The organism is Pseudomonas putida, assembly GCA_041071465.1.
Taxonomy (GTDB): Bacteria; Pseudomonadota; Gammaproteobacteria; order Pseudomonadales; family Pseudomonadaceae; genus Aquipseudomonas; species Aquipseudomonas putida_P.
Window position 1 is genome coordinate 4,314,045 of sequence record CP163498.1, and the last position, 22,850, is coordinate 4,336,894.

The 22,850-nt window shown below is 62.4% G+C and carries 15 protein-coding genes and 3 pseudogenes; 7 read left to right on the forward strand and 11 right to left on the reverse strand.

The window, feature by feature from the left end:
• Positions 1–36 precede the first annotated feature (36 nt).
• Entirely contained in the window at positions 37–840 is an 804-nt protein-coding gene (gene dkgB, locus AB5975_19920; GenBank protein ID XDR18838.1) for a 2,5-didehydrogluconate reductase DkgB, read from the reverse strand.
• Positions 841–1,044: 204 nt separating this feature from the next.
• Between dkgB and AB5975_19925 the strand changes: the two genes are divergently transcribed.
• A complete protein-coding gene (locus AB5975_19925; protein XDR23002.1) occupies positions 1,045–5,226 on the forward strand; it encodes an NEL-type E3 ubiquitin ligase domain-containing protein in 4,182 nt (1,393 codons plus the stop codon).
• Positions 5,227–5,272: 46 nt separating this feature from the next.
• Here the strand turns inward: AB5975_19925 and AB5975_19930 are convergent, their stop codons facing one another.
• Positions 5,273–5,767, reverse strand: coding sequence for a DUF934 domain-containing protein (locus tag AB5975_19930; GenBank protein ID XDR18839.1), 495 nt, complete (start codon positions 5,765–5,767; stop codon positions 5,273–5,275).
• Positions 5,751–7,403, reverse strand: a complete 1,653-nt coding sequence (locus tag AB5975_19935) for a nitrite/sulfite reductase (GenBank protein XDR18840.1) — start codon at positions 7,401–7,403, stop codon at positions 5,751–5,753. The genes AB5975_19930 and AB5975_19935 overlap by 17 nt, the downstream gene beginning before the upstream one ends.
• A 213-nt stretch (positions 7,404–7,616) precedes the next feature.
• Here AB5975_19935 and AB5975_19940 point away from each other — a divergent pair.
• A pseudogene (locus AB5975_19940) lies at positions 7,617–8,692 on the forward strand (ABC transporter substrate-binding protein).
• A gap of 268 nt (positions 8,693–8,960) precedes the next feature.
• On the opposite strand, the gene AB5975_19945 reads toward AB5975_19940, so the two are convergent.
• Together AB5975_19945 and metH are read right to left on the reverse strand one after the other, a co-directional pair.
• Positions 8,961–9,179: a DUF2970 domain-containing protein gene (locus AB5975_19945; protein ID XDR18841.1), complete on the reverse strand. Its 219-nt coding sequence runs from the start codon at positions 9,177–9,179 to the stop codon at positions 8,961–8,963.
• Between the two features lie 170 nt (positions 9,180–9,349).
• Positions 9,350–13,056 (reverse strand): annotated as a pseudogene (gene metH / locus AB5975_19950) (methionine synthase).
• A gap of 183 nt (positions 13,057–13,239) precedes the next feature.
• Here metH and AB5975_19955 point away from each other — a divergent pair.
• From AB5975_19955 to AB5975_19975, 5 genes are all read left to right on the forward strand, one after another.
• Positions 13,240–15,540 carry a fatty acid cis/trans isomerase gene (locus AB5975_19955; protein XDR18842.1) on the forward strand — a complete coding sequence of 767 codons (2,301 nt, stop codon included), beginning with the start codon at positions 13,240–13,242 and terminating at the stop codon, positions 15,538–15,540.
• A gap of 107 nt (positions 15,541–15,647) precedes the next feature.
• A complete protein-coding gene (locus AB5975_19960) occupies positions 15,648–16,682 on the forward strand; it encodes an acyltransferase family protein (protein XDR18843.1) in 1,035 nt (344 codons plus the stop codon).
• 58 nt (positions 16,683–16,740) lie between these two features.
• Entirely contained in the window at positions 16,741–17,325 is a 585-nt protein-coding gene (nfuA, locus tag AB5975_19965; protein XDR18844.1) for a Fe-S biogenesis protein NfuA, read from the forward strand.
• A 207-nt stretch (positions 17,326–17,532) separates the two neighbouring features.
• Positions 17,533–18,141, forward strand: a complete 609-nt coding sequence (locus AB5975_19970) for an SCO family protein (protein ID XDR18845.1) — start codon at positions 17,533–17,535, stop codon at positions 18,139–18,141.
• On the forward strand, positions 18,142–18,624 hold the full coding sequence (locus tag AB5975_19975) for a copper chaperone PCu(A)C (GenBank protein XDR18846.1): 483 nt from the start codon (positions 18,142–18,144) through the stop codon (positions 18,622–18,624).
• A gap of 46 nt (positions 18,625–18,670) precedes the next feature.
• Here AB5975_19975 and AB5975_19980 read toward each other — a convergent pair whose 3' ends face one another.
• The 6 genes and pseudogenes from AB5975_19980 to AB5975_20005 form a co-directional block, all read right to left on the reverse strand.
• Positions 18,671–18,898: a hypothetical protein gene (locus tag AB5975_19980; GenBank protein XDR18847.1), complete on the reverse strand. Its 228-nt coding sequence runs from the start codon at positions 18,896–18,898 to the stop codon at positions 18,671–18,673.
• 72 nt (positions 18,899–18,970) lie between these two features.
• Positions 18,971–19,804 (reverse strand): AraC family ligand binding domain-containing protein, encoded by an 834-nt coding sequence (locus tag AB5975_19985; GenBank protein XDR18848.1) that lies wholly within the window; start codon positions 19,802–19,804, stop codon positions 18,971–18,973.
• Entirely contained in the window at positions 19,801–20,115 is a 315-nt protein-coding gene (locus AB5975_19990) for an AzlD domain-containing protein (GenBank protein ID XDR18849.1), read from the reverse strand. Before AB5975_19990 ends, AB5975_19985 begins: the two co-directional genes overlap by 4 nt.
• A pseudogene (locus AB5975_19995) lies at positions 20,112–20,803 on the reverse strand (AzlC family ABC transporter permease). The gene AB5975_19990 and the pseudogene AB5975_19995 overlap by 4 nt, the downstream one beginning before the upstream one ends.
• Before the next feature lie 113 nt (positions 20,804–20,916).
• Positions 20,917–21,612: a sel1 repeat family protein gene (locus AB5975_20000; protein ID XDR18850.1), complete on the reverse strand. Its 696-nt coding sequence runs from the start codon at positions 21,610–21,612 to the stop codon at positions 20,917–20,919.
• 138 nt (positions 21,613–21,750) lie between these two features.
• Positions 21,751–22,833, reverse strand: a complete 1,083-nt coding sequence (locus AB5975_20005; protein ID XDR18851.1) for a hypothetical protein — start codon at positions 22,831–22,833, stop codon at positions 21,751–21,753.
• Positions 22,834–22,850: the final 17 nt, after the last annotated feature.

Sequence of the window (22,850 nt, forward strand, 5' to 3'; positions counted from 1 at the left end):
GCGAGCACCCGCGTGGTGCTCCCCCCCGTGCTGTCGTCAGTCCCAGATCGGCGCCAGTCCGTCAGGGCTGACTTCGCGTCCATTACGCTCGAGGGTGGCGATTCGTGCCATGTCGTCGGCGTCCAGCTTCAGGTCGCGGGCTAGCAGGTTGCTGGCCAGGTTCTCACGCTTGGTCGACGATGGGATCACGGCGTAGCCCAGTTGCAGTGCCCAGGCGAGGGCTACTTGGGCGACGGTGGCTTTGTGCTTGGCGGCGATCTCGGCCAGGGCCGGGTCTTTCAGCACTTTGCCGTAGGCCAGGGTCATGTAAGAGGTCACGGTGATGCCCTGTTCCTTCAGGAACGCGGTCAGCTTTCTGTTCTGCAGGTATGGGCTGAGTTCGATCTGGTTGGTGGCGATTTCGCCTTTGCCGACTACTTCAATCGCCTGGCGGGTGAGTTCGATGTTGAAGTTGGAGACACCGATCTGGCGGGTCAGGCCTAGTTTCTTGGCGTCGGCCAAGGCCGTCATGTATTCGGTAAGTTCAACGCCGTTGCCCGGCGCTGGCCAGTGGATCAGCAGCAGGTCGACGTAGTCGGTGCGCAGTTTTTCCAGGCTTTCGCGCAGGCTGGGTATCAGCTTGTCGGCGGCATAATTGTCGACCCAGATCTTGGTGGTGATGAACAGCTCGCTGCGCGGTACACCGCTTTCGGCGATAGCCTGGCCAACATCGGCTTCGTTCTTGTAGATCTGTGCGGTGTCGATGACGTGGTAGCCCAGCGCCAGTGCCGATTTGACCGAATCGATGACGGCTTGGCCGGTCAGGCGGAAGGTACCGAGGCCGAATGAAGGAACGCTCATGGGGTTACTCCTGGAAAGTTGGGGAAGTTCGTGTGATGGCCAGTGTGCAGGTTTGGCAGGCAGTGAATAAGCGGCCGCTGCGTCAAAGTCATTTGATCGGGAGGCACGAATCGCCCGTCAAGCTGTGTCTCCATTACATAAGTATGGCCTGAACAGGTCGATAACTTGGTCAGCTACCGCTTTTATCAAGCGGACACACTGCCGATGGCTACTTCTGTAATACCTGCTGACTCCATCGATGCGCTGATTGCCAGCCGACTGCCAGGTTGGCTCAAAGGTGCTTCAGCCGAACACCTGGCTTTATTGCGTGTGGCGTTGCTGCGTCAACAAAAAGCCCAGGACGCCCTCAACGCCCGGCTGCAAGCCATCAGCCCCCTGGAAACCTTTGCCGAGTCGTTGCTTGCAAGCGCGCTCGCGGAGCACTCGATCACGCAGCTAGACCTGCGCTTGGCCCAGGTCACCCTGGTGACCCGGCGACTGAACCCGCCGATCGCGCCCTCCTTGCCACTGTATTGGTCGCAAATTGTCAGCACCCAGGTGCTTCTTTCAGCGGCGCTGCATAACTTTCACGAAAATGAAACGCAGCCTGGCTGGTTCGCTACAGGGTCACAGTTGGTCGATGCGAGTGGGCAGGTGCTACCGCTGAGCGTGAAGGCATTCGTCGAGCTCTGCCGACGGCTCGATATCGGGCGGCAGTATCAAAACCACTTGAAATTGCACCTTGAAGGCGAGGTGATCACCGAAGTCATGGAGGAGGCGTCAAGCGCCAACCTGGACGCTGCGGCCATCCTCGCCAGGACCAAGGGTGAGATCGACGAGCAGACGTATCAACGTATTGCTCGCATTGTGAACGCAGCACCTTTGTCGCCCGCCGACAATACTGTGTTGAAGTGCCATACCTTGAGGCTGCTGGGCAAGCAGGTCGTTGGTGCACTTGTGATCGAAGTGCGTCAGCACGCTGAACTACTAGGAGTTATCGCGTGGTTTCCCGAGGACCCCTATGCCCCGGTGAGCGGGTATGCAACCTGGGAGCTGCTGTACACGGCGCTTGGCGTACGTTTGCGCAGCGAAGCGTATCGCAAGTACTTCCAGCGTTTTATCGCAGAGCGTGATCGGGTCGCCTTCCATACGGCCCTGAACTTGCAGCTCACGCAAGACGATACAGGTTCACCGCTTGAGCTGGATGGCCGCTGCTTTGTGGTCGAGGGGGGCGTGTTCGTCGCACTGCGCAAAGCCCGTCTCCACAAAATACTGGATGACGCTCGGGTTTTGGCGGTGTCGACAGAGGATGAGGATATCGCCGACCGCCACGCACGCTTACAAGGTTATCTGAACTTGGGGCTTAGCATTGCAGGCCTGGCCGCGCTGTTCGTGCCGGTGTTGGGTCAGGCCTTGCTTGGGCTGACGGCAGTGCAATTGGCGGACGAGGTGTACGAAGGCTACCAGGATTGGCAACTGGGCGACCGCAACGCCGCATTGGGGCACCTGTTCAACGTGGCCGAGACGGTGGCGCTGGGGGCGGTGACGGCCGCCGGCACGGCGGCACTCGGCAAGCTGGCCCAGCGAGTGGCACGCGTAGATGCCATGGTGCCGGTGAGTTTGGAGGATGGCCAGTTACGCTTGTGCGATCCAGCGCTGTCGGCGTATCAGCATGATGGCGTCAATTTGATCGTTGGGCAGGCGGCCACTGAAAATGGCCGAACGCTGAGGCGCCTGCACGATGCTACCTATGAGGTAAGCGAACACAGCGATGGCACATTGCGTATTCATCACCCCACGCGGCCGGGGGCCTATGTACCAGCTCTTGAACACAATGGTGCCGGAGGATGGGTGCATGAGTTTGAGCAGCCGCAGTGCTGGCAGGACGCCGCTTACATGGTGCGCCGCCTTGCCAGCCGCACGGCCCAAGTGTCCGACGAGGCGGCGTCTGTTGCGCTACAGTTCACCGGTTTCGATGCAGATTGCCTGCGCCGTTTGTTACTGGAAAATGCGCCACCCCCGGCACGCTTGCTCGACGCCCTTGAGCGTCAGCAATTGCACCATGATTACCCGGCATTACGGGGTGGTGCTTTCGAGGAATTGTTCAATGAGCGGCAGGTCAATCCGCAGGCAGCGGACCACCTATTGATGCGGAACTTCCCGAGCCTTTCCCACCGCTGCGCATGGGAAATCGTTGAAGGGGCAAATAGCGACGAACTGGAAAGCCTGACCAGCGCAGGGCGGGTACCGTTGGCTTTGGCGGAGCGGGCGCGCTGGGCGGTGCGCGACAGCCGGATAGACCGTGCCTGCGCAGGTTTGCGCCAGGCCTCTGCCGCAAATGACGACAGCGCAAGGCTCGCGCGGGGGCTGATCGATGCCATCGCACCCTGGCCGGCTGGGGTCGAGGTTGAACTGCCTACCGCTGACCAGGGTGGGTTATTGCAAGCGTTAATGCGGCAGCTGGACAGCCGCCAGCTACAACTGCTCGGCGGTAGCCAAATGACGGAAAGCGCGCTGGGCGAGCGGCTTGGGCGTGAAGCGCTTGCTGACCGTGAAGCGGCGGCCCGTTTGATTGGGCTGGCCCAGGTGGGGCAGGGTATACGCCCTCCTGTGCGTTTATACGATGGGCGTTTGGGCTATCCGCTCAGCGGCCACCTGTCGGGGACGCGCCAGGCACTAAAGCGCACGTTGAATCACGTGTACCCGCTAATGAGCAACGAACAATTGGAGGCGTATCTGCAAGACCTGGCTCAACGGGGGATTGACCCGTGGAACCATGTCAGCCAGCTGTTACGGGCCAAGTTTAGTCTCAAGCAGGCATTGCAAAGCTGGCGGAATGAAACGGGGCTGAACATTATTCGCCGGTTGCGTCGCATCAAGGTTGCCAGGCGCATTATGGCGAGTTGGCAGCGCATGAACCCTGGGGAGTTGACGGGTGATTATCACCTGACGATCGCGGGTGACAGAGTGGGTGACTTGCCGTCCTTGCCCGAGAACGTGGCTTTTGACCATATCACGCACCTGACCCTACGTGATATGCGGATGGCGGCCCTTGACGCGGGTTTCCTTGCTCGCTTTAGCAAGGTGCGTAACCTGGATTTGCGTGGCAACCAGCTTACACGCCTTCCTGCAGGTATCGAGCAACTGGCCGAATTGAGGAACCTACGCCTTGGTGGCAATCGGATCGTTCTTTCCAGCGACGATAATCTTCGCTTGAGCCAACTTGTGGGGCTGCGCCGTCTGGAGCTCAACGGCAACCCTGTGGGCCTGCTGCCACCCTTGACATCATTCCCCTTGCTGCGCCGTTTGTCCTTGCGCAACACAGGGCTGGGCAACTTGCCAGCTGAATTGGCCAGGCACGGAAATCTGGAGTTGCTGGACATGCGTGGCAACCAGATCCAGACGTTGCCTGAAGCGCTGTCCATGTTGCCGCTACGTTTGCTAGGGGGGCTGGAGCTGCACGACAATCCACTCTCGGATGAAACCCTCCAACGCTTGCAATTGGCCAGGGCCGCAGCGGGGGCATCTGAGCGTACGCAAGCGACTCACCTATCGATTGACGCCAGCGACGCAACCCCATGGTTGTCAGGGTTTACTGCGGCACAACGCGAAGTTCGATTGGCGCGTTGGAACCTGTTGCGCCAAGAGGACGGGGCGAGTGATCTGTTCCAATTTATCGCTGATTTGCAGGATTTGCGTGAATACCACGCACGCCCCCGTGACCTTCAAGCGCGCGTGTGGCATATCCTCGAAGCGTGCGAGCAGCACGCCGAAGTGCGTGCCAGCCTTTTCGAGCAAGCTAGCCGGCCGCGCAGTTGCAGTGACGAGTTGCTGCTGACGCTGAGCGAGCTGGAGGTTGGCGCGATGGCCTCCAGGGCTGCATCGGCCAGTAGTGGTTTGCAAAGGGAGCGGGCGCTGGTGATGCTGGGGCGTTCGTTGTCTCGTCTGGACAAGGTAAACGCGATAGCGGCACGGCATATCGCCCACTATTACTCGGACGATCCCGTCGAAGTTTACCTGGCCTATCGTGTCAAACTGGCTGAAAGCCTCGACCTCCCGGCGCAGCCTGAACATATGGCGTACGAGAGTGTAAGCGGGGTTAGCCATAAAGACCTGGAGTCGGCCCGCAGCGAGGTACTGCGGGAGGAGACGCCACAATCCTTGGCTCAAGCGCTTGCCGATCGATCCTTTTGGCAAGATTACTTAAGCAGTCACCAATCGGCGCGTTTCAGCCGCATGAACGAGCCGTTCCAGCAGCGCCTGGATACATTGCTCGAGCAATCGGAAGCGCTAAGCGATCATGACTACCTCATGCAAATCGAGCAGATCAGTGCAGAGCGTGAGGCCGCGCAACGCCAGCTTTTTCTTGAGTTGAGCCGCGAGGCCATTGAGCGCCAGGGCCTATGAACGAAACAGCCCGCTGAAAGGCGGGCTGTTCGCTGGGGCTGGACGATCAGCGGCGGCGGAACAGCGGCAGCGGCTCGTCAGTGGCGGCCTGGTAGGTCACCGAGAAGTCTTTCAGGCTTTGCAGCGCGTCTTCCGGGTCCTTGTCGGCACGGATGGCGAACGCATCGAAGCCGCAACGGGCCATGAAGAACAGCTGGTCACGCAGCACATCGCCGATGGCGCGCAGCTCGCCCTTGAACTTGTAGCGGTCGCGCAGCAGGCGCGCATTGGAGTAGCTGCGCCCGTCGGTGAATGCCGGGAAGTTCAGGGCGATGACCTGGAAGTGCTGCACGTCTTCGCCGATCTCTTCCGCTTCCTGGTCGCTGTCCAGCCACACACCCAGCCCGCCATCGCGGGCCTTGAGCACGTGGGCATGGTCGCGCCACATCTGCAGCGGGACGATGTAGTCGTCGCAGTTGGTCAGCTCGTCAAAGGACGTTTCCTTGGGCAGCAGGTGCCAGGTTTCGTCGACGATCTGGTTGTTCTTAATGATTCGCTGCATAGACGCGTTCCTTGAAGGGGTCGATGCCAATACGCTGGTAGGTGTCGATGAAACGCTCTTCCTCGGTACGTTGTTCGACGTACACGGCGATCAGCTTCTCGATCACATCGGCCATGGCATCCTGGGCGAAGGACGGGCCGAGGATCTTGCCCAGGCTCGCGCCACGCGCGGCATTGCCGCCCAGCGACACCTGGTAGAACTCCTCACCCTTCTTGTCCACACCGAGGATGCCGATGTGGCCCACGTGGTGGTGGCCGCAGGCGTTCATGCAGCCGGAGATGTTCAGGTCGATTTCGCCGATGTCGAACAAGTAGTCCAGGTCGTCGAAGCGGCGCTGGATGGATTCGGCGATCGGGATCGACTTGGCGTTGGCCAGCGAGCAGTAGTCACCGCCTGGGCAGCAGATGATGTCGGTCAGCAGGCCGATGTTCGGGGTAGCGAAGCCGCCCTCGCGCAGCTCCAGCCACAGCGCGTGCAACTGGCGCTGCTCGACGTCGGCGAGGATGATGTTCTGCTCGTGCGAGGTACGCAGGAAGCCGAAGCTGTAGCGCTCGGCCAGGTCGGCCACGGCGTCCAGCTGCTTGTCGGTCAGGTCGCCAGGGGCAACGCCGGTGGGCTTGAGCGACAGGGTCACGGCCACATAGCCAGGGCGCTTGTGGGCGCGGGTGTTGCGCGAGCGCCAGCGGGCGAAACCTGGGTACTCGGCGTCCTGGGCGGCGTAGTCGACATTGTCGAGGGCCAGGTACTGCGGGTCGACGAAATGGCGCGACACACGCTGCACTTCATCTTCGGTCAAGGTGGTGCTGCCGCCACGCAGGTGGACCATTTCGGCCTCGACCTTTTCGGCGAACACTTCCGGCGTAAGGGCCTTGACCAGGATCTTGATCCGCGCCTTGTACTTGTTGTCACGGCGCCCGTAACGGTTGTACACGCGCAGGATGGCGTCCAGGTAGCTGATCAGGTCCTGCCACGGCAGGAACTCGTTGATGAACGAGCCCACCACTGGGGTACGGCCCAGGCCACCGCCGACCAGCACACGGAAGCCCAGCTCGCCGGCAGCGTTGCGCACAGGCTCCAGGCCGATGTCGTGCACTTCGATGGCGGCGCGGTCTTCCTGCGAGCCGTTGATGGCGATCTTGAACTTGCGCGGCAGGTAGGCGAATTCCGGGTGGAAGGTGGTCCACTGGCGGACGATTTCGCACCATGGGCGCGGGTCGATGATTTCGTCTGCGGCCACACCGGCGAACTGGTCGGTGGTGGTGTTACGCAGGCAGTTGCCGCTGGTCTGGATCGCGTGCATCTGCACGGTGGCCAGCTCGGCGAGGATGTCCGGGATGTCTTCCAGCGCCGGCCAGTTGTACTGCACGTTCTGGCGGGTGGAAATGTGGGCATAGCCCTTGTCGTAGTCGCGAGCGATCTTGGCCAGGGTGCGGACCTGGGTGGCGTTCAGCTGGCCGTACGGCACGGCGACACGCAGCATCGGCGCGAAACGTTGGATATAAAGGCCGTTCTGCAGGCGCAGAGGGCGGAATTCTTCTTCGCTCAGCTCACCGGCCAGGTAGCGGCGGGTCTGATCACGGAACTGCTTGACGCGGTCCTCGATGATCCGCTGATCGTACTCGTCGTATACGTACATAAAAGTCCTGTCTCAGGCATGCAGCTATTCGCGCGCACGGCCGCGCACTCCGGTACGGAGCCGGGGAACGATATCAGGTTGCAGTTATGCGCTAAAGTGATGTTTTTGCATATGAAAAGAACCAAATGGACTATGTGAGACTGACTGCCATTTGTGCGCTGAGCGTAGCCAGGCGTTTATAATCCGGCGTTTGCTTCGCAGAGATGTGACCCCATGCTCAAGGCCCTGTGCCAAAGCTTGTGTCTTGCCCTGCCACTGACGGCAAGTGCGCAGCCGGCTTCGGTGGTGTTCCTCAACCCTGGGCTGTCCACCGAGACGTTCTGGACCAGCTATACCCGCTTCATGCAGGCCGCCGCGGATGAGCTGGGCATGACCCTGCGGGTGGAGTACAGCGAGCGCCGCGCCGACCTGGCGCTGAGCCAGGCCCGGGCAATTCTGGGTGGGGCGCAGCGGCCGGACTACCTGGTGCTGGTCAACGAGCAGTACGTGGCACCGGAAATCCTGCGCCTGTCACGTGGCACGGGTGTGAAGCTGCTGCTGGTCAACAATGGCCTGACCGCCAGCCAGGTCCGCAGCATCGAGGCCCAGCCCGACAAGTACGCCGAGCCTCTGGGGACCTTGATGAGTAACGACGAGCAGGCGGGCTTCCAAATGCTGCACCAGATGGTCGCACAGTTGCCTCGCGACAGCTTTCCGGTGGACCTGGTGGCCTTTGCCGGGTCAAGACCACCCCGGCCTCGCAGTTGCGTGAGGAGGGCATGCGCCGTGCGCTGGCCGACTTCCCCCAGGTGCGCCTGCGTCAGGTGGTGTACGGCGGTTGGAACCGCCAGCGCGCCTATGAACAGGCCCAGCAGTTGCTGGAGCGCTACCCGGCCACCCGGCTGGTGTGGTCGGCCAATGACGAGATGGCCTTTGGTGCCATGCAGGCGTTCGAGGAAGCTGGGCACACACCGGGGCGCGACGTGCTGTTCGGCGCCGTCAACAGTTCGCCCGAGGCCTTGCGGGCGCGTATCGATGGGCGCCTGAGCGTGCTGATGGGTGGGCATTTCACCCTGGGCGGTTGGGCGATGGTTATGCTGCACGATGACGCTCAAGGGCTGGCGTTGAACCGCGACGGGCTGCGCGAGCACAGTGCCCCGGTATTGCAGGCGATCGATCAGGCCAAAGCCAAGCGCTGGCTGAAACTGCTGGAACGGGACGATTACGGCGTCGATTTCCAGCGGTACAGCGCTGAAGGGCGGCCGCCGGGCTACCGCTACCCATTTCTTACGTCACCGGTCGAATATTGAAAGACCCTGCTTGAGTGAAGGGCATTGCTCGTCTTAACTGCTGGTGGTGAAGTGCATTCCCATAACCACTACAAGAGGCAATGCAATGGGAAACTCAACCAAGGTCCGCAAAGCTGACAGCAGCGTCGATGCCTGGGCGATCCTCTGCCTGATCGTTTTGGTGGTGGTCACTGCCGTGTATTGGGTCAGCCACCAGTAGACTTGTCTTCTAGACCGTGATGCAGCAAGCGCGCCTGCGGGGACGGAATCCCCGCAGGCGTTTTCACTTCTAACGGGCGGTAAGGTGCAGGGCCAGTTGCACCAGGCCGATCAATACCGCGATGAACACCAGGGTGAACAACGTCCCCAGCGCAATGAAATGGCTGGCCTTGCCGTGGGTGAAGTCGCGGGCGCGGTTCTTGCCGCTTTGCACGCCAAAGGCAGCGGCGAGGATGCTGTGCAGCATCTGCCAGAAGGTCGGGGGTTTGCCCTGGCTGGAATCGTCCATGTTGGCTCCTGGGAAATCAGAGGCAATCAGGGACAGTGTAGGCAATGAAAAAGGAACTGCCTGGACTGGCCTCTTCGCGGGCAAGCCCGCTCCTACAAGTACTGCACACGTTTCAAAAACGGTGCGGCCCCTGTGGGAGCGGGCTTGCCCGCGAAGAGGCCAGCGCGGCCTTAGCTGTCGTACCCGAGGTTTGGCGCCAACCAGCGCTCGCTGACGCTCACATCCTGGCCTTTGCGCGCGCTGTAGCGCTCGATCTGGTCCTTGTCGACCTTGCCCACGGCAAAGTACTGCGCCTGTGGGTGGGCGAAGTACCAGCCGCTGACCGCCGCCGCGGGGAACATCGCGAAGTGTTCGGTGAGGAACACGCCGCTTGGCCCGGTTTCACCAATGGCAGTGCCATCGAGCAAACGGAACAAGGTCTCCTTCTCGGTGTGGTCCGGGCAGGCCGGGTAGCCCGGGGCAGGCCGGATACCGCTGTACTGTTCCTTGATCAGCGCCTCGTTGTCCAGGTGCTCGTCGCGGGCATAACCCCAGTGCTCTTTACGTACCTGCTCGTGCAGCCACTCGGCACAGGCTTCGGCCAGGCGGTCGGCCAGGGCCTTGACCATGATCGAGCTGTAGTCGTCGCCCTTGTCCTGGTAGGCCTTGGCCACTTCCTCGGCACCGATGCCGGCGGTGGTGATGAAGCCACCCACATAGTCGGTGACGCCGCTGGCTTTTGGCGCGACGAAGTCGGCCAGCGACCAGTTGGGCTTGCCGTCCGGCTTGATGGTCTGCTGGCGCAGGTGGTGCAGGGTGGCCAGCGTCTGGCCGTCCTCGCCGTACACTTCGATGTCGTCATCGGCCACCTGGTTGGCCGGCCAGAAGCCGAACACCGCGCGGGCGCTGATCAGCTTCTCGTCGATCAGCTTGTCGAGCATCTCGCGGGCATCCTGGTAAAGCGCGGTGGCCGCCTCGCCGACCACTTCGTCGGTGAGGATACGCGGGAACTTGCCGGCCAGGTCCCAGGAAATGAAGAACGGGGTCCAGTCGATGTATTCAGCCAGGGTGCGCAAGTCGATGTTTTCCAGCACCTTGACGCCGGTGAAGGTGGGCTCTACCGGCTGGTAGCCGGCCCAGTCGTACTGCGGTTTGGCGGCGATGGCCTGGGTGTAGCTGAGGCGTTCGGTGCGGGCGCTGCGGTTGGCGGTGCGCTCGCGCACGTCCACGTATTCCAGGCGGGTTTTTTCGACGAAGCCCGGCTTGAGCTCTTTGGACAGCAGTTGGGTCGCCACGCCGACCGCGCGCGAGGCGTCGGTGACGTAGATGACCGCGTCGTTGCTGTACTTGGGCTCGATCTTCACCGCAGTGTGCGCCTTGGAGGTGGTGGCGCCGCCAATCATCAGCGGTAGCTCGAAGCCCTGGCGCTGCATTTCGCGGGCGACATGGACCATTTCGTCCAGCGACGGGGTGATCAGGCCAGACAAACCGATGATGTCGCACTTCTCGTCGCGAGCGGTTTGCAGAATCTTCTCGGCCGGCACCATCACGCCAAGGTCGACGATGTCGTAGCCGTTGCAGCCCAGCACCACGCCGACGATGTTCTTGCCGATGTCGTGCACGTCGCCTTTGACCGTGGCCATCAGAATCTTGCCCTTGGCTTCGGGCTTGTCGCCTTTTTCGGCCTCGATGAACGGGATCAGGTGCGCCACCGCCTGCTTCATCACGCGAGCTGACTTGACCACTTGGGGCAGGAACATCTTGCCTGCGCCGAACAGGTCGCCGACCACGTTCATGCCGCTCATCAGCGGGCCTTCGATGACCTCGATCGGGCGTGCGCATTGCTGGCGGCACTCCTCGGTGTCCTCGACGATGTGCGCGGTGATGCCCTTGACCAAGGCATGCTCCAGGCGTTTGTCGACCGGCAGCGAACGCCAGGCTTCGTTCTCGACTTCCTTGGTGGCGCCGCCGCCTTTGTAGTCGTCGGCGATGGCCAGCAGTGCATCGGTGCCTTCCGGCGTGCGGTTAAGCACCACGTCCTCGACTTTTTCGCGCAGCTCGGCCGGGATCTCGTCGTAGATCTCCAATTGGCCGGCGTTGACGATACCCATGGTCAGGCCGTTGCGGATGGCGTGGAACAAGAACACCGAGTGAATCGCCTCGCGCACCGGGTTGTTGCCGCGGAACGAGAACGACACGTTGGACACCCCGCCCGAGCTCAGCGCATGAGGCAGGTGGTCACGGATGTAGGCACAGGCCTCGATGAAGTCGACGGCATAGTTGTTGTGCTCTTCGATACCGGTGGCGACGGCGAAGATGTTCGGGTCGAAGATGATGTCTTCCGGCGGGAAGCCCACTTCGTTGACCAGGATGTCGTAGCTGCGCTTGCAGATTTCCTTCTTGCGCGCAGCGGTGTCGGCCTGGCCGACCTCGTCGAATGCCATCACCACCACGGCAGCGCCGTAGCGCTTGCACAAGCGGGCGTGATGCTTGAACTGCTCGACACCTTCCTTCATGGAAATGGAGTTGACGATGCCCTTGCCCTGGATGCACTTGAGGCCCGCTTCGATCACGTCCCACTTGGAGGAGTCGATCATGATCGGTACGCGCGAGATATCCGGCTCGCCAGCGATCATGTTGAGGAAGCGGACCATGGCGGCCTGGGAATCGAGCATCCCTTCGTCCATGTTGATGTCGATCACCTGGGCGCCGGCTTCGACCTGCTGCAGGGCGACTTCCAGGGCTTCGGTGTAGTTCTCTTCTCGGATCAGCCGGGCGAACTTGGCGGAGCCAGTGATGTTGGTGCGCTCGCCCACGTTGACGAACAACGACTGGCGGTCGATGGTGAACGGTTCCAGGCCCGACAGGCGGCAGGCCTTGGCGATTTCCGGGATCTCGCGCGGCTTGTACTTGGCCACGGCTTCGGCGATGGCCTGGATGTGCCCGGGGTGGTGCCGCAGCAACCGCCGATGATGTTGAGGAAGCCGCTGGCGGCGAATTCTTCGACGACTTCGGCCATCTCGGCCGGGGTTTCGTCGTATTCACCAAAGGCGTTGGGCAGGCCGGCGTTGGGGTGGGCGGATACATGGGTATCGGCTTTGGTCGACAGTTCTTCCAGGTACGGGCGCAGGTCCTTGGCGCCGAGGGCGCAGTTCAGGCCCACGGAAATCGGCTTGGCGTGGCGCACCGAGTTCCAGAACGCTTCGGTGGTCTGGCCCGAAAGGGTACGGCCGGAGGCGTCGGTGATGGTGCCGGAGATCATGATCGGCAGTTCGACGTTGTCGTCTTCGAACACTTGCTGCACGGCGAAGATCGCCGCCTTGGCGTTGAGGGTGTCGAAGATGGTTTCGATCAGGATCAGGTCGGCGCCGCCCTCGATCAGGCCACGGGTGGCCTCGATGTAGTTTTCTACCAGTTCGTCGAAGGTGACGTTGCGGTAGCCGGGGTCGTTGACGTCCGGGGAAATCGAGCAGGTGCGGCTGGTGGGGCCAAGCACGCCGGCGACGAAGCGCGGCTTGTTTGGCGTCTCCAGGGTCTTGGCATCGGCCACCTGGCGCGCGATGCGCGCACCTTCTACGTTCAGCTCGTAAACCAGCGACTCCATGCCGTAGTCGGCCTGGGAAATCTGCGTGGCGTTGAAGGTGTTGGTTTCGAGAATATCGGCGCCGGCATCCAGGTAGGCTTTCTCGATGGCGGCGATCACGTCCGGGCGGCTGAGCAGCAGCAGGTCGTTGTTACCTTTGACATCGCTTGGCCAATCGGCGAAACGCGTGCCACGATAGTCGTGTTCCTCGAGACGGTAGCTTTGGATCATAGTACCCATGCCGCCGTCGAGGATCAGGATGCGCTCTTTGAGGGCGTTCTGGAGTGCTTGGAGACGAGCGCTGCGGTCGGACATAGGAACTACCTGGTCGGGCAAATATCAGAAGGTGCGGAATCATAACAAACCTGCGCGGTTTTTAGGCGCATCGCCCATTTGCATGAAAAGTGCTCATGTTGGGCGGGTGTCGGTAACGCAGAGCACCCAAGGACGACCAGGCAACAAATCGTGATGGCTTTCAAGAACCAGGACTTTCCGCACATGGTGCATCGTATCCTTGCCGGCGCCTTCGCCCTGCTCATCAGCGGCGCGGTGTTCGGGCAAGCCCCCCAGTCGAGCCCGGCTATTTCCTACACCCGGGACATTCAACCGATCTTCACCGAGAAGTGCGTGGCCTGCCACGCCTGCAACGACGCCGCTTGCCAGCTGAAGCTGGAAAGCCCCGAAGGCGCGGTGCGCGGGGCCAGCAAGGTGCCGGTGTACCAAGGCGAGCGCAGCAAGGCGGTGCCCCCCACCCGGCTGTTCTATGACGCCCACAGCGAAGAGCAATGGCGCAAGAAGGGCTTCTACTCGGTGCTCGACAACCAGGGCAGCCAGGCCGCGTTGATGGCGCGCATGCTGGAGCTGGGCCACAAGACCCCGCTCACGCCCAACGCCAAGCTGCCCGAGGAGATCGTCCTGGGCCTGAGCCGCAACAACATGTGCCCGTTGCCCCATGAGTTCGACGCCTATGCCGGCGCCCACCCCAATGAGGGCATGCCGCTGGCGGTGACCGGGCTGACCGACAAGGAATACGACACCATGCGCCGATGGCTGGCGGCCGGTGCGCCGGTGGAGTACCAGCCGATCCAGCCGAGCGCTGCCGAAGCCAGGCAGATCAGCGATTGGGAAGAACTGCTCAACCGCCCCGGTTCCACCGAGGCGCTGGTTGGCCGCTGGCTATACGAGCACCTGTTCCTGGCGCACATCTATTTCGTTGGCGGCGAGCAGGGCCACTTCTTCCAGTGGGTGCGCTCGCGCACGCCAAGTGGCAAGCCCGTCGACATCATTGCGACCCGTCGCCCCAACGACCCGCCGGGCACCGACTTCTACTACCGGCTGATCCCGGTACAGGGCGTGATCGTGCACAAAACGCACATCACCTACCCGATGGGGCCGCAGAAGCTCAAGCGGGTGAAGCAGTTGTTCTACGCCGGTGACTGGCATGCCGCCGCGCTGCCAGGCTACGGCCCGCGCCACCGGGCCAACCCGTTCGAAACCTTCGAGGCGATCCCGGCGGTGGCGCGCTACCAGTTCATGCTGGATAACGCCGAATACTTCGTGCGCACCTTCATCCGTGGCCCGGTGTGCCGCGGGCAGATTGCCACCGACGTGATCCGCGACAATTTCTGGGCGTTGTTCCAAGAGCCGGCCTTCGATCGCTACATCACCGATGCCAAGTACCGGGGCGAGGCTACGCCATTGCTGGCCATGCCGGGGCAGATCGATGATGTGGGCAGTGTGCTGAGCCTGTGGCACGCCTACCGCGACAAGCGCAACGAGTACGAGAAACTGCGCCGTGAAGCCTATGCCGACATGCCAGCACCCGGTTGGTCGACCTTGTGGGCCGGTAACGACAACGCGTTGCTGAGCATCTTCCGCCACTTCGACAGCGCCTCGGTGACCAAGGGCCTGATCGGTGATGTGCCGCTGACCGTGTGGCTGTTCGACTACCCGTTGTTCGAGCGCACTTATTATCAGTTGGCGGTCAACTTCGATGTGTACGGCAACGTTTCTCACCAGTTGCAGACACGCCTGTACTTCGACCTGATCCGCAACGGCGCCGAGGTCAACTTCCTGCGCCTGATGCCTGCCGACCAGCGCAAGGCGATCCTCGGCGACTGGTACCAGAACAGCGGCAAGGTGAAGATGTGGATGGATTACGAGGACATCGACACCGATACCCCGAGCGGTATCAAGCTTGACGCGCACAACCCCAAGCGTGACTTTGGCCTGAAGCTGCTGCAGCGCACCGGCAGCCTGAATGCCGCGCCGGACCCGATCAACCGCTGCCAGGGTGCGTTCTGCTCGCGGGCGCAGGTGAGCGAGGAGTTCCGCAATGCCGAGCAGTCGCTCAGCCGCCTGGTGTCGCGCCCGGCTGCCGGGCTGAAGGTGATCAACCAGTTGCCCGAGGCGACCATGTTGCGCATCGAAGGGCAGGGCGGGCAGCGCCAGGTTTACAGCCTGCTGCGCAACCGCGCGCATAGCAATGTGGCGTTCCTGTTGGGCGAGGCGTACCGCTACCAGCCAGGGCTGGACACGCTGACCCTGTACCCTGGGGTGCTCAGCAGCTACCCGAACTTCATCTTCAATATCCCGACCAAGGATGTGCCGGAGTTCGTCGAGGATATGGAATATGCAAAAGATGATGCGGCGAAGTTCGAGCGCATTGTCATGCGCTGGGGCGTGCGCCGCAGTCACCCCGAGTTCTGGCGCTATTTCCATGACTTGAACAGCTTCATCAAGGAGACCGAACCGGTCGAAGCCGGGGTACTGGACATGAACCGCTATGAGAACCTCTGATCGGGTCAGCTGATCTTTCCGAATACCCTGCGGTCGGAATCGGTGGGTGGTCCGGGGCTGCTATGCAGCCCGAAGGCCTCAATGCACCGGCAATCTCAGGGTATTTCATGCTGTATTCGCTTCAGGCACTGCGGGCGTTCGCCGCCTGGGTGGTGGTCTGCCACCATTTCATGCAGATCTTCTTCGACTTCCATGCCACAGGCCCCATCGGCCAACTGCTCACCGACCGTGGCGCCATAGGCGTCGACATCTTCTTCGTCATCAGCGGGCTGGTCATCTACCTGTCGACCCGCGACAAATCCATCGAGCCGCGCCAGTTCCTGCTCAATCGGGTTATGCGTATCGTCCCTGCCTACTGGTTCTACACAGCACTGATGGCCATGTTGCTGCTGGCCTTCAGCCAATGGATGCCACATCAGGAATTCGCCTGGCGTCACCTGTTCCTGTCGCTGCTGTTCATCCCGGCGGAAAACCCCGGGGGTTATGGCCTGTACCCGACCCTGAACGTGGGCTGGACGCTGAACTTCGAGATGTTCTTCTACCTGCTGTTCGGCCTGGCGTTCCTGGTGCGGCAACGGCACCACCTGCTGCTGGTGAGCGCTGCACTGTTGCTGGTCAGCGAGGTGCTGGGCCGTGTGGGTGTGCTCAGCCATTTCTACAACAACGACATCATCTACGAGTTCCTGCTCGGCATTGGCCTGGGTGTGCTTCATCGCCGTGGCCTGATTCGCCAAGGGCGGTGGCTGCCGCTGGTGGTGCTGGGGGTGGCAGGCCTGGCCATCTATCACTTGGATGCGTCACAGCGGTTGCTGCACTGGGGCCTGCCAAGCGCGATGATCGTGCTGGCTTTCATTGCCTTGGAGCCCGTGTTCCAGGGCAACCGGTTGCTCAAGGCGCTGGGCGACTGTTCGTACTCGGTGTACCTGGTCCATGTACTGGTGCTGTACGCCGGCTGGTTCGCCAGCCAGCGCCTGCATTTGAACCCGTACCTGGTGTTCGCCCTGTGCGTGCCGTCCATTGGACTAATGTCGTGGTTCAGCTACCAGTGGCTGGAGCGCGGCCTGTACCGGCGCATGCAAGCCTGGCTGGCGGCGCCACGGGAGCCGGCGCCTGAATATGCGCTTTCCCGAGTCAAATACTAGGACTTTGTTCGAAGGCTGGGTTGGCGTACACTTGGCGGCAAGTCTGTGAGGAACCTACATGAGCGCTATAACCATTACCGACGCCGCCCATGACTACCTGGCCGATCTGCTTTCCAAGCAGAATACGCCTGGCATCGGCATTCGCATTTTCATCACCCAGCCGGGCACCCAGTACGCAGAGACGTGCATTGCCTACTGCAAGCCGGGCGAAGAGAAGCCTGACGACACCGCCGTGGGTCTGAAGAGCTTCACTGCTTACCTGGACGCAGTCAGCGTGCCATTCCTGGAAGACGCGCTGGTCGACTACGCCACCGATCGCATGGGTGGTCAGCTGACCATCAAGGCGCCGAACGCCAAGGTGCCGATGGTCAACGAAGACAGCCCGATCAACGAGCGCATCAACTATTACCTGCAGACCGAGATCAACCCCGGCCTGGCCAGCCATGGCGGCCAGGTGAGCCTGGTGGACGTGGTTGACGACGGCATTGCCGTGCTGCAATTCGGTGGTGGCTGCCAGGGCTGTGGCCAGGCCGACGTCACCCTGAAAGAAGGCATCGAACGCACCTTGCTCGAGCGTATTCCGGAGCTCAAAGGCGTACGTGACGTGACTGACCACACGCAGAAAGAGAACGCCTACTACTAAGGCTTACGCGCCTGCGGGGCGGCTCTCTTAGCAACAAAGTGTTACGGTTTCAACCCCTGCGACAACAGGCCGCAGCCCGTATTCAAAGGGCTGCGGGCCATCAGCGCCTTGGTCGGGTAGAACCCCTCTGGGTGTCATGCCAGAATGCCCCGGTTTTTCGACCGGCCCGTCCCGAGGGCCGGCACCTTCCCTGTAAAGGATGGTTTCATGAATGATCTTTTGACCCGGCGTGCGGTTGTCGCCGGCATGGGCGTTCTCGGGCTTGGTCTGCTCGCAGGCTGCAGCCCGGCCCGGGGGCTCGAGTTCAAGTACGGCAAGAACATGAGCAACGAAATCCTTGGGCGCAAGTTCAGCCTCAAAGACCCGCAAGGTAACGTGCGCACCCTGTCGAGCTTCTACGGCAGCATGCCGATGGTGTTCTTCGGCTTCACCCAGTGCCCGGCTGTCTGCCCGACCACGCTGGCGCGTGCGGCACAAATCCGCAAGTTGCTGCGCGGCCGTGATCGCGACCTGTTCCAGGTGGTGTTCATCACCCTGGACCCTGAGCGCGACACCCCCGAGGTGCTCGATGCCTATGTCAAGGCCTTCGACCCTACGTTCACCGCGCTGACCGGCACCCCCGAAGAAATCGCCGCGGTGGCCAAGGAATTCAAGGTGTTTTACGAAAAGGTCCCGGCCGGGGACACCTACACCATCTCTCATTCGTCCACCAGCTACGTCTACGATACACGTGGCACCCTGCGCCTGAGCCTGGGCCATTCCCTGAACGCCAAGGAATGCGCCGAAGACCTGGTCACCCTGATGGAGATCTGCTGAATGTCGATGCAACCGATCAAACGCGGCCTGGCTGCCCTGGCACTGATGGGCCTGGCCTTGCCGGCACTGGCCCAGACCACCGTGAGCGATGCCTGGGTCCGCGCCAGCGTGCCGCACCAGCAGTCCACCGGTGCTTTCATGACCCTGACCGCCAGCAGCGACAGCAAGCTGGTGAGCGTGGCATCGCCCGTGGCCAAGACCGTGCAGGTGCACGAGATGACCATGAACGGCGACGTGATGGGCATGCGTGAGGTCAAGGCCGTCGAACTGCCGGCCGGCAAGGCAGTGACCCTGGACCCGAATGGCCTGCATGTGATGCTGATGGGCCTGAACAATCAGGTGAAGGAAGGCGAAAAAGTACCGCTGACCCTGACCATCGAAGATGCCAAGGGTGGCAAGGAAACCCTGGACGTACAGGCTGAGGTGCGTGCGCTCAACGCCGAGGCGGGCGGTGGGCATGATCACATGCACATGAAGCACTGACAGATCAAAGGGCCGCGTTCAGCGGCCCTTTTTTTAGCTGCGCCTTTCAGCTACGAAAGCGTGGCAGCGGCCTGTCGAGGGTCAGCGAGGTCAAGGTCTTGCGGACCTGGGCTTCGTCGGCCTCCAGGGCCTTGAGACTGGCGCGGATCTTGCCGGCAGCGGGCACATCGCCCTGCCGGTCGATCCAGTCGGCAATCTCCTTGCAGGCACTGCTCAGGCAGGCTTGGCGCTGGTTCATCAGTGACAGCAGGGTGGTGAGATCTCTTTCAGACATGGCAGGATCCTCCATTCAGCCTTGTCAGTGTAGCAGCGGCTGGCCGGCTTGCCTGAGGCTGGATGTCGCAGCTCAGCCTGGCAGGCAAGCGCTGCGATAGGCCCCGGGTGTCACCCCGTATGCCTGCTTGAATTGCCGGCTCAAATGGCTCTGGTCGGCAAACCCCAGGTCGAACGCCACCTGCGAAGCAGCAAAGCCGCACTTCAACATTTCCCGCGCGCGGGCCAGGCGCCGCTGCTTCAGCCAGGCGTGCGGCGGCAGGCCGGTGGCCTGGCGAAACACCCGGGCGAAATGGAACGGCGACAGGTTGACCGCCGCCGCCAGCGCTTCGAGCGAGGGTGGGTCGGCCAGTTGGCTTTCCAGCAGTTCGCGGGCGCGGGCCACGGCCAGTGGCTCGTGGCCGGGGGCAGAGGGTTCAGCGCATTGCCCGTGTCGTTGCACCAAGGCCAGCACCGCCTGACGCCAGGCGGTCTGCTGTTGCAGGGCACTGGCGCCAGTTTCGGACAGCTGATGCAGCTGGCTGAAGGCGATCGCCAGGGCCGCGTCATGGATCACGCTGTCCTTGAAGCTCGGCATGCCATGGCGGCCCAGCTCCAATTCGTCGAGCACGCCCGTGACCCGCGCGTGCTCGGGGTAGAAGCCGCGGTAGCGCCACCCCGCTTCGTGGGCTGTGGCGCCGGTATGCAGCTCGTCGGGGTTGATCAGCACCATGCTGCCGACCGGCGCCAAGTGCTCGCTGCCACGGTGCCAGAAACGCTGGGCGCCGGACTCGATCACGGTGAACACATAGCCTTCGTGCACATGCGGGGCAAAGCGCTGCTGGAAATAGCGCGCGTGCAGCATCTCGACGTCGCCCAGGGCCGGCGCCTGCCAGAGGTGTGTCTGCTCGCGCAGGGGCGTGTTCATGCCAGCCAGCTGCGCAGGAGGAAGAAGATCAACATGCTCACCAGCATGCTGAGCAATACGCTGCGGGTCAATAACACCAGGGCGATGGCCACCAGTGAGCCCAGCAGGTAGGGGTTGGTCAGGCTCAGGTTGAGCTGGTGCTCGGGCATGAAAATGATCGGGCCGCAAATGGCGGTGAGCATACCCGGCACGGCAAAACCGAGGAACTGCCGGGCATTGGAGCTCAGGCGCAAGGGCAGGCGCGGCTCCAGGAATGCATAGCGGTTGAGGAACACGATGGCGCCCATGGCGAAAATCAGGATCCAGGTCATGCGCGGGCTCCGGTGAATTTCTGACAGATGAACCCGGCGCTCATGCCCAGCAGGCCTGCGGCGACCAGGGCGGTTTCCCAATGCCAGTAGCTGAACAGCACCGAGCAGAACAGCGACACGGCGACGCACACCACCGTGGCCAGGTTGCGCACCAGCGGTGCGATCAGGGCGACGAAGGTGGCGACGATGGAGAAATCCAGGCCGAACTGGTCCAGGTGGGGAATGCTCTGGCCCAGAAGGATGCCGGCCAGGGTGAACAGGTTCCAGGCGATGTAGAAGGTCAGGCCCACCCCAAGGGCATACCAGCGGTTGAACTGCTGCTGGTCGTACTGGCTGGTCAGGGCGAAGAACTCGTCGGTCAGCAGAAAGCCCAGGCCCAAGCGCCAGCGCAGCGGCTGGCTGGACAGTACCGGGCGCATCGACAGGCCATACAGCAGGTGCTGAGAGGTCAACAGCAGGGTGGTGAGCAGGATCGACGCCAGGTTTGCGCCGCCCTTGAGCATGCCGATAGCCACCAGTTGCGCGGCACCAGCGAAGACGATGGCCGACAGCCCTTGCCCCTGCCAGGCGCTGAGGTTGGCCTCGATGGCCATGGAACCGGCCAGCAGGCCCCGGGGGCGACGGCCAGGGACAACGGGAGAATGGCGATGGCGCCGTGGAGAAAAGCTTGGCGAGCGATGTGGGGCATGATGGCTGCAATGCTGTACTTGGCAGGCCAGCATGCCAGACGGAGCAGCGGGGATGGCTTGAACGATCTTGCTGGTCGACGCGGCTTCTACAAGGATCGCGGCCGGCCGAGGGCTATGGGTGGCTGGTCAGGTGCTGTTGCGCCGTCACGCAGCCGTTGATGTCCACGGCCTTCTGCAACAGGCTCAGGCGGTGCTGTGGGTCGAGGTCGCCAAGCAGGCGGTACACCTCGGCCTGGTAGTCGCGCTGGCGCCCCCACAGCATTTCCAGGCCTTGTGGCCGGCTGCGGTTGCAAGCCAGGCGGGTGGCCGGTTGCGGGTAGTAGGGGGCGTACACGGTGGCCATGTTGGGGATGGCCTCCAGTGCTGCGCGGTATTCGTTACTGGCGTTGTAGGGCCGGCACCAGGTGGCGATGGCTGGCGCGGGTGCGGCAAAACCCTGCTGGAGGCTGGCCTCGAGCAACGGGCAGGCGGCATCTGCAATTTGCGCGGCGGGCAGGTAGGTCATGTAGTACAGCGCCAGGCGGTACTGCGCGACCGGGTGGCCCAGCTCCACCGACTTTTTCAGCAGGGCGACCGCTGTCGGCAAGGTGTGGGCCATGGCCTGGCCCTGGCGGCTAAGCTCGGGGTCGTCGCCCACGGCGGTCCGCAGCGTGCTGGCACCGTCATCCTGGTTGTCGGCTTGCTCCAGCAGGGGTAAGGCCTGGCGGTAGAGCAGGTCGGCATGAGGGTCGATGTGCACTTCCAGCGCGTGCCCAGCCAGCGGTAACAGCGCGATCAACAGCGGGGGCAAGCGACGCATGCGGCTCACAGGCGAACCCCAGGGGCGGCCAGACAAGGATGGACGGCTTCGATGTTCATGGCGGTCAAGCGTACGCCTCAGGCAAATCGGAACGACGGCATATTCTAGCCACCCAAGGGGGCTGGCCGGAAGACCACTCGGCATCTGTCAGACGAGCTTGATTGGCGTAACCTTGCGCTGGGCGTGTTTTTCCTGGGCCAAGCCAAGCTTGGCGGTGATTACCTTGGCCAGTGCGTTGTTGCCCAGATCGTTCAGGTGCAGGCGATCGATGAACAGGTCTGCGCCGAACACGGGCGAGCTGTTGAGCATGCAGTTCATGTCGTAGCAGGGCACCGGGTCGGCCTGGCTCTTGATGCGGCGGAAAAACGCCGAGTGCAGTTGGCTGTCGAAGGCGCCTTCCAGCAGCCGGTCGAAGTTTGCCGGTTGTTGCTGCAGCGCGGCCAGCATGGCCTGCTCGCCAGCGGGCAGGGTATCCCGGCACCAGGGTAGTAACGGTTGCAGGATGAAAGTGAGGGTGGCGTGGCTGTCTGCCAGCAGCCGGTCCCATTGGCGCAAGGTACGGCCAATGTTGTCGGCGGCACGAGCCAGGCGCTTTTCCGGGGGCGACAGCGGCCAGCTGACCGGGGCTGCGACCGCAGGCGTGGCCAAGGCCTGGCCAATGCGCCGCCACAGCGACTGCCGACGCAACGGTGCGGTGGCCTGCATGCCTTCGCTGAAACTGTTGAGAAAGGCCTGGTAGGCCTTGGCGTGTTGTGGATCGTTGGGGCTGGCGAGAACTTCGCACAGGGCTTCGTGGGCCAGGCTGTTGAGGCCGCTGAGCACCACCACGTGGCCGAGCTGGCCAAGGCGGTGCTGGTGGGTCAGGAACATCAGCAGCTCCTGGCTGGCATTGAGCCCGCAGCCGGCCAGGCTCAGCCAGACTTCGCCGGTGAGCATCGACAGGTGCGAAGCCACCGTGTGTTCGTCGGAACTGGCGCCAATGCCCAGCGCCGTGGAGCCACCGACCAGCAGGTTGATGCGCGAAGCACCGCCGCGCTCGGCCGGCGAAAAGCGCTTGCCGGCGCAATGGCTGTAGCGCAGGCCGAGTGCGTCGGTGTTGATGGTGCCGGAGCGGTAGCCGGTTTCGTGCACATGCACGGTGTGTGGGGCACGCCGACTGCCCAGCAGCAGAAAACGCTGGTAGTCCTGCTGCAACGGCGAAGGAGACGGGCTCGTGTCAGTCGCGGTCATGCTCTCTCCTCCGGTTG

Coding starts and splice junctions, on each gene's coding strand:
- dkgB (XDR18838.1), bottom strand. CDS start 840: ATGAGCGTTCCTTCATTCGGCCTCGGTACCTTCCGCCTGACCGGCCAA.
- AB5975_19925 (XDR23002.1), top strand. CDS start 1,045: ATGGCTACTTCTGTAATACCTGCTGACTCCATCGATGCGCTGATTGCC.
- AB5975_19930 (XDR18839.1), bottom strand. CDS start 5,767: ATGCAGCGAATCATTAAGAACAACCAGATCGTCGACGAAACCTGGCAC.
- AB5975_19935 (XDR18840.1), bottom strand. CDS start 7,403: ATGTACGTATACGACGAGTACGATCAGCGGATCATCGAGGACCGCGTC.
- AB5975_19945 (XDR18841.1), bottom strand. CDS start 9,179: ATGGACGATTCCAGCCAGGGCAAACCCCCGACCTTCTGGCAGATGCTG.
- AB5975_19955 (XDR18842.1), top strand. CDS start 13,240: ATGGTGCATCGTATCCTTGCCGGCGCCTTCGCCCTGCTCATCAGCGGC.
- AB5975_19960 (XDR18843.1), top strand. CDS start 15,648: ATGCTGTATTCGCTTCAGGCACTGCGGGCGTTCGCCGCCTGGGTGGTG.
- nfuA (XDR18844.1), top strand. CDS start 16,741: ATGAGCGCTATAACCATTACCGACGCCGCCCATGACTACCTGGCCGAT.
- AB5975_19970 (XDR18845.1), top strand. CDS start 17,533: ATGAATGATCTTTTGACCCGGCGTGCGGTTGTCGCCGGCATGGGCGTT.
- AB5975_19975 (XDR18846.1), top strand. CDS start 18,142: ATGTCGATGCAACCGATCAAACGCGGCCTGGCTGCCCTGGCACTGATG.
- AB5975_19980 (XDR18847.1), bottom strand. CDS start 18,898: ATGTCTGAAAGAGATCTCACCACCCTGCTGTCACTGATGAACCAGCGC.
- AB5975_19985 (XDR18848.1), bottom strand. CDS start 19,804: ATGAACACGCCCCTGCGCGAGCAGACACACCTCTGGCAGGCGCCGGCC.
- AB5975_19990 (XDR18849.1), bottom strand. CDS start 20,115: ATGACCTGGATCCTGATTTTCGCCATGGGCGCCATCGTGTTCCTCAAC.
- AB5975_20005 (XDR18851.1), bottom strand. CDS start 22,833: ATGACCGCGACTGACACGAGCCCGTCTCCTTCGCCGTTGCAGCAGGAC.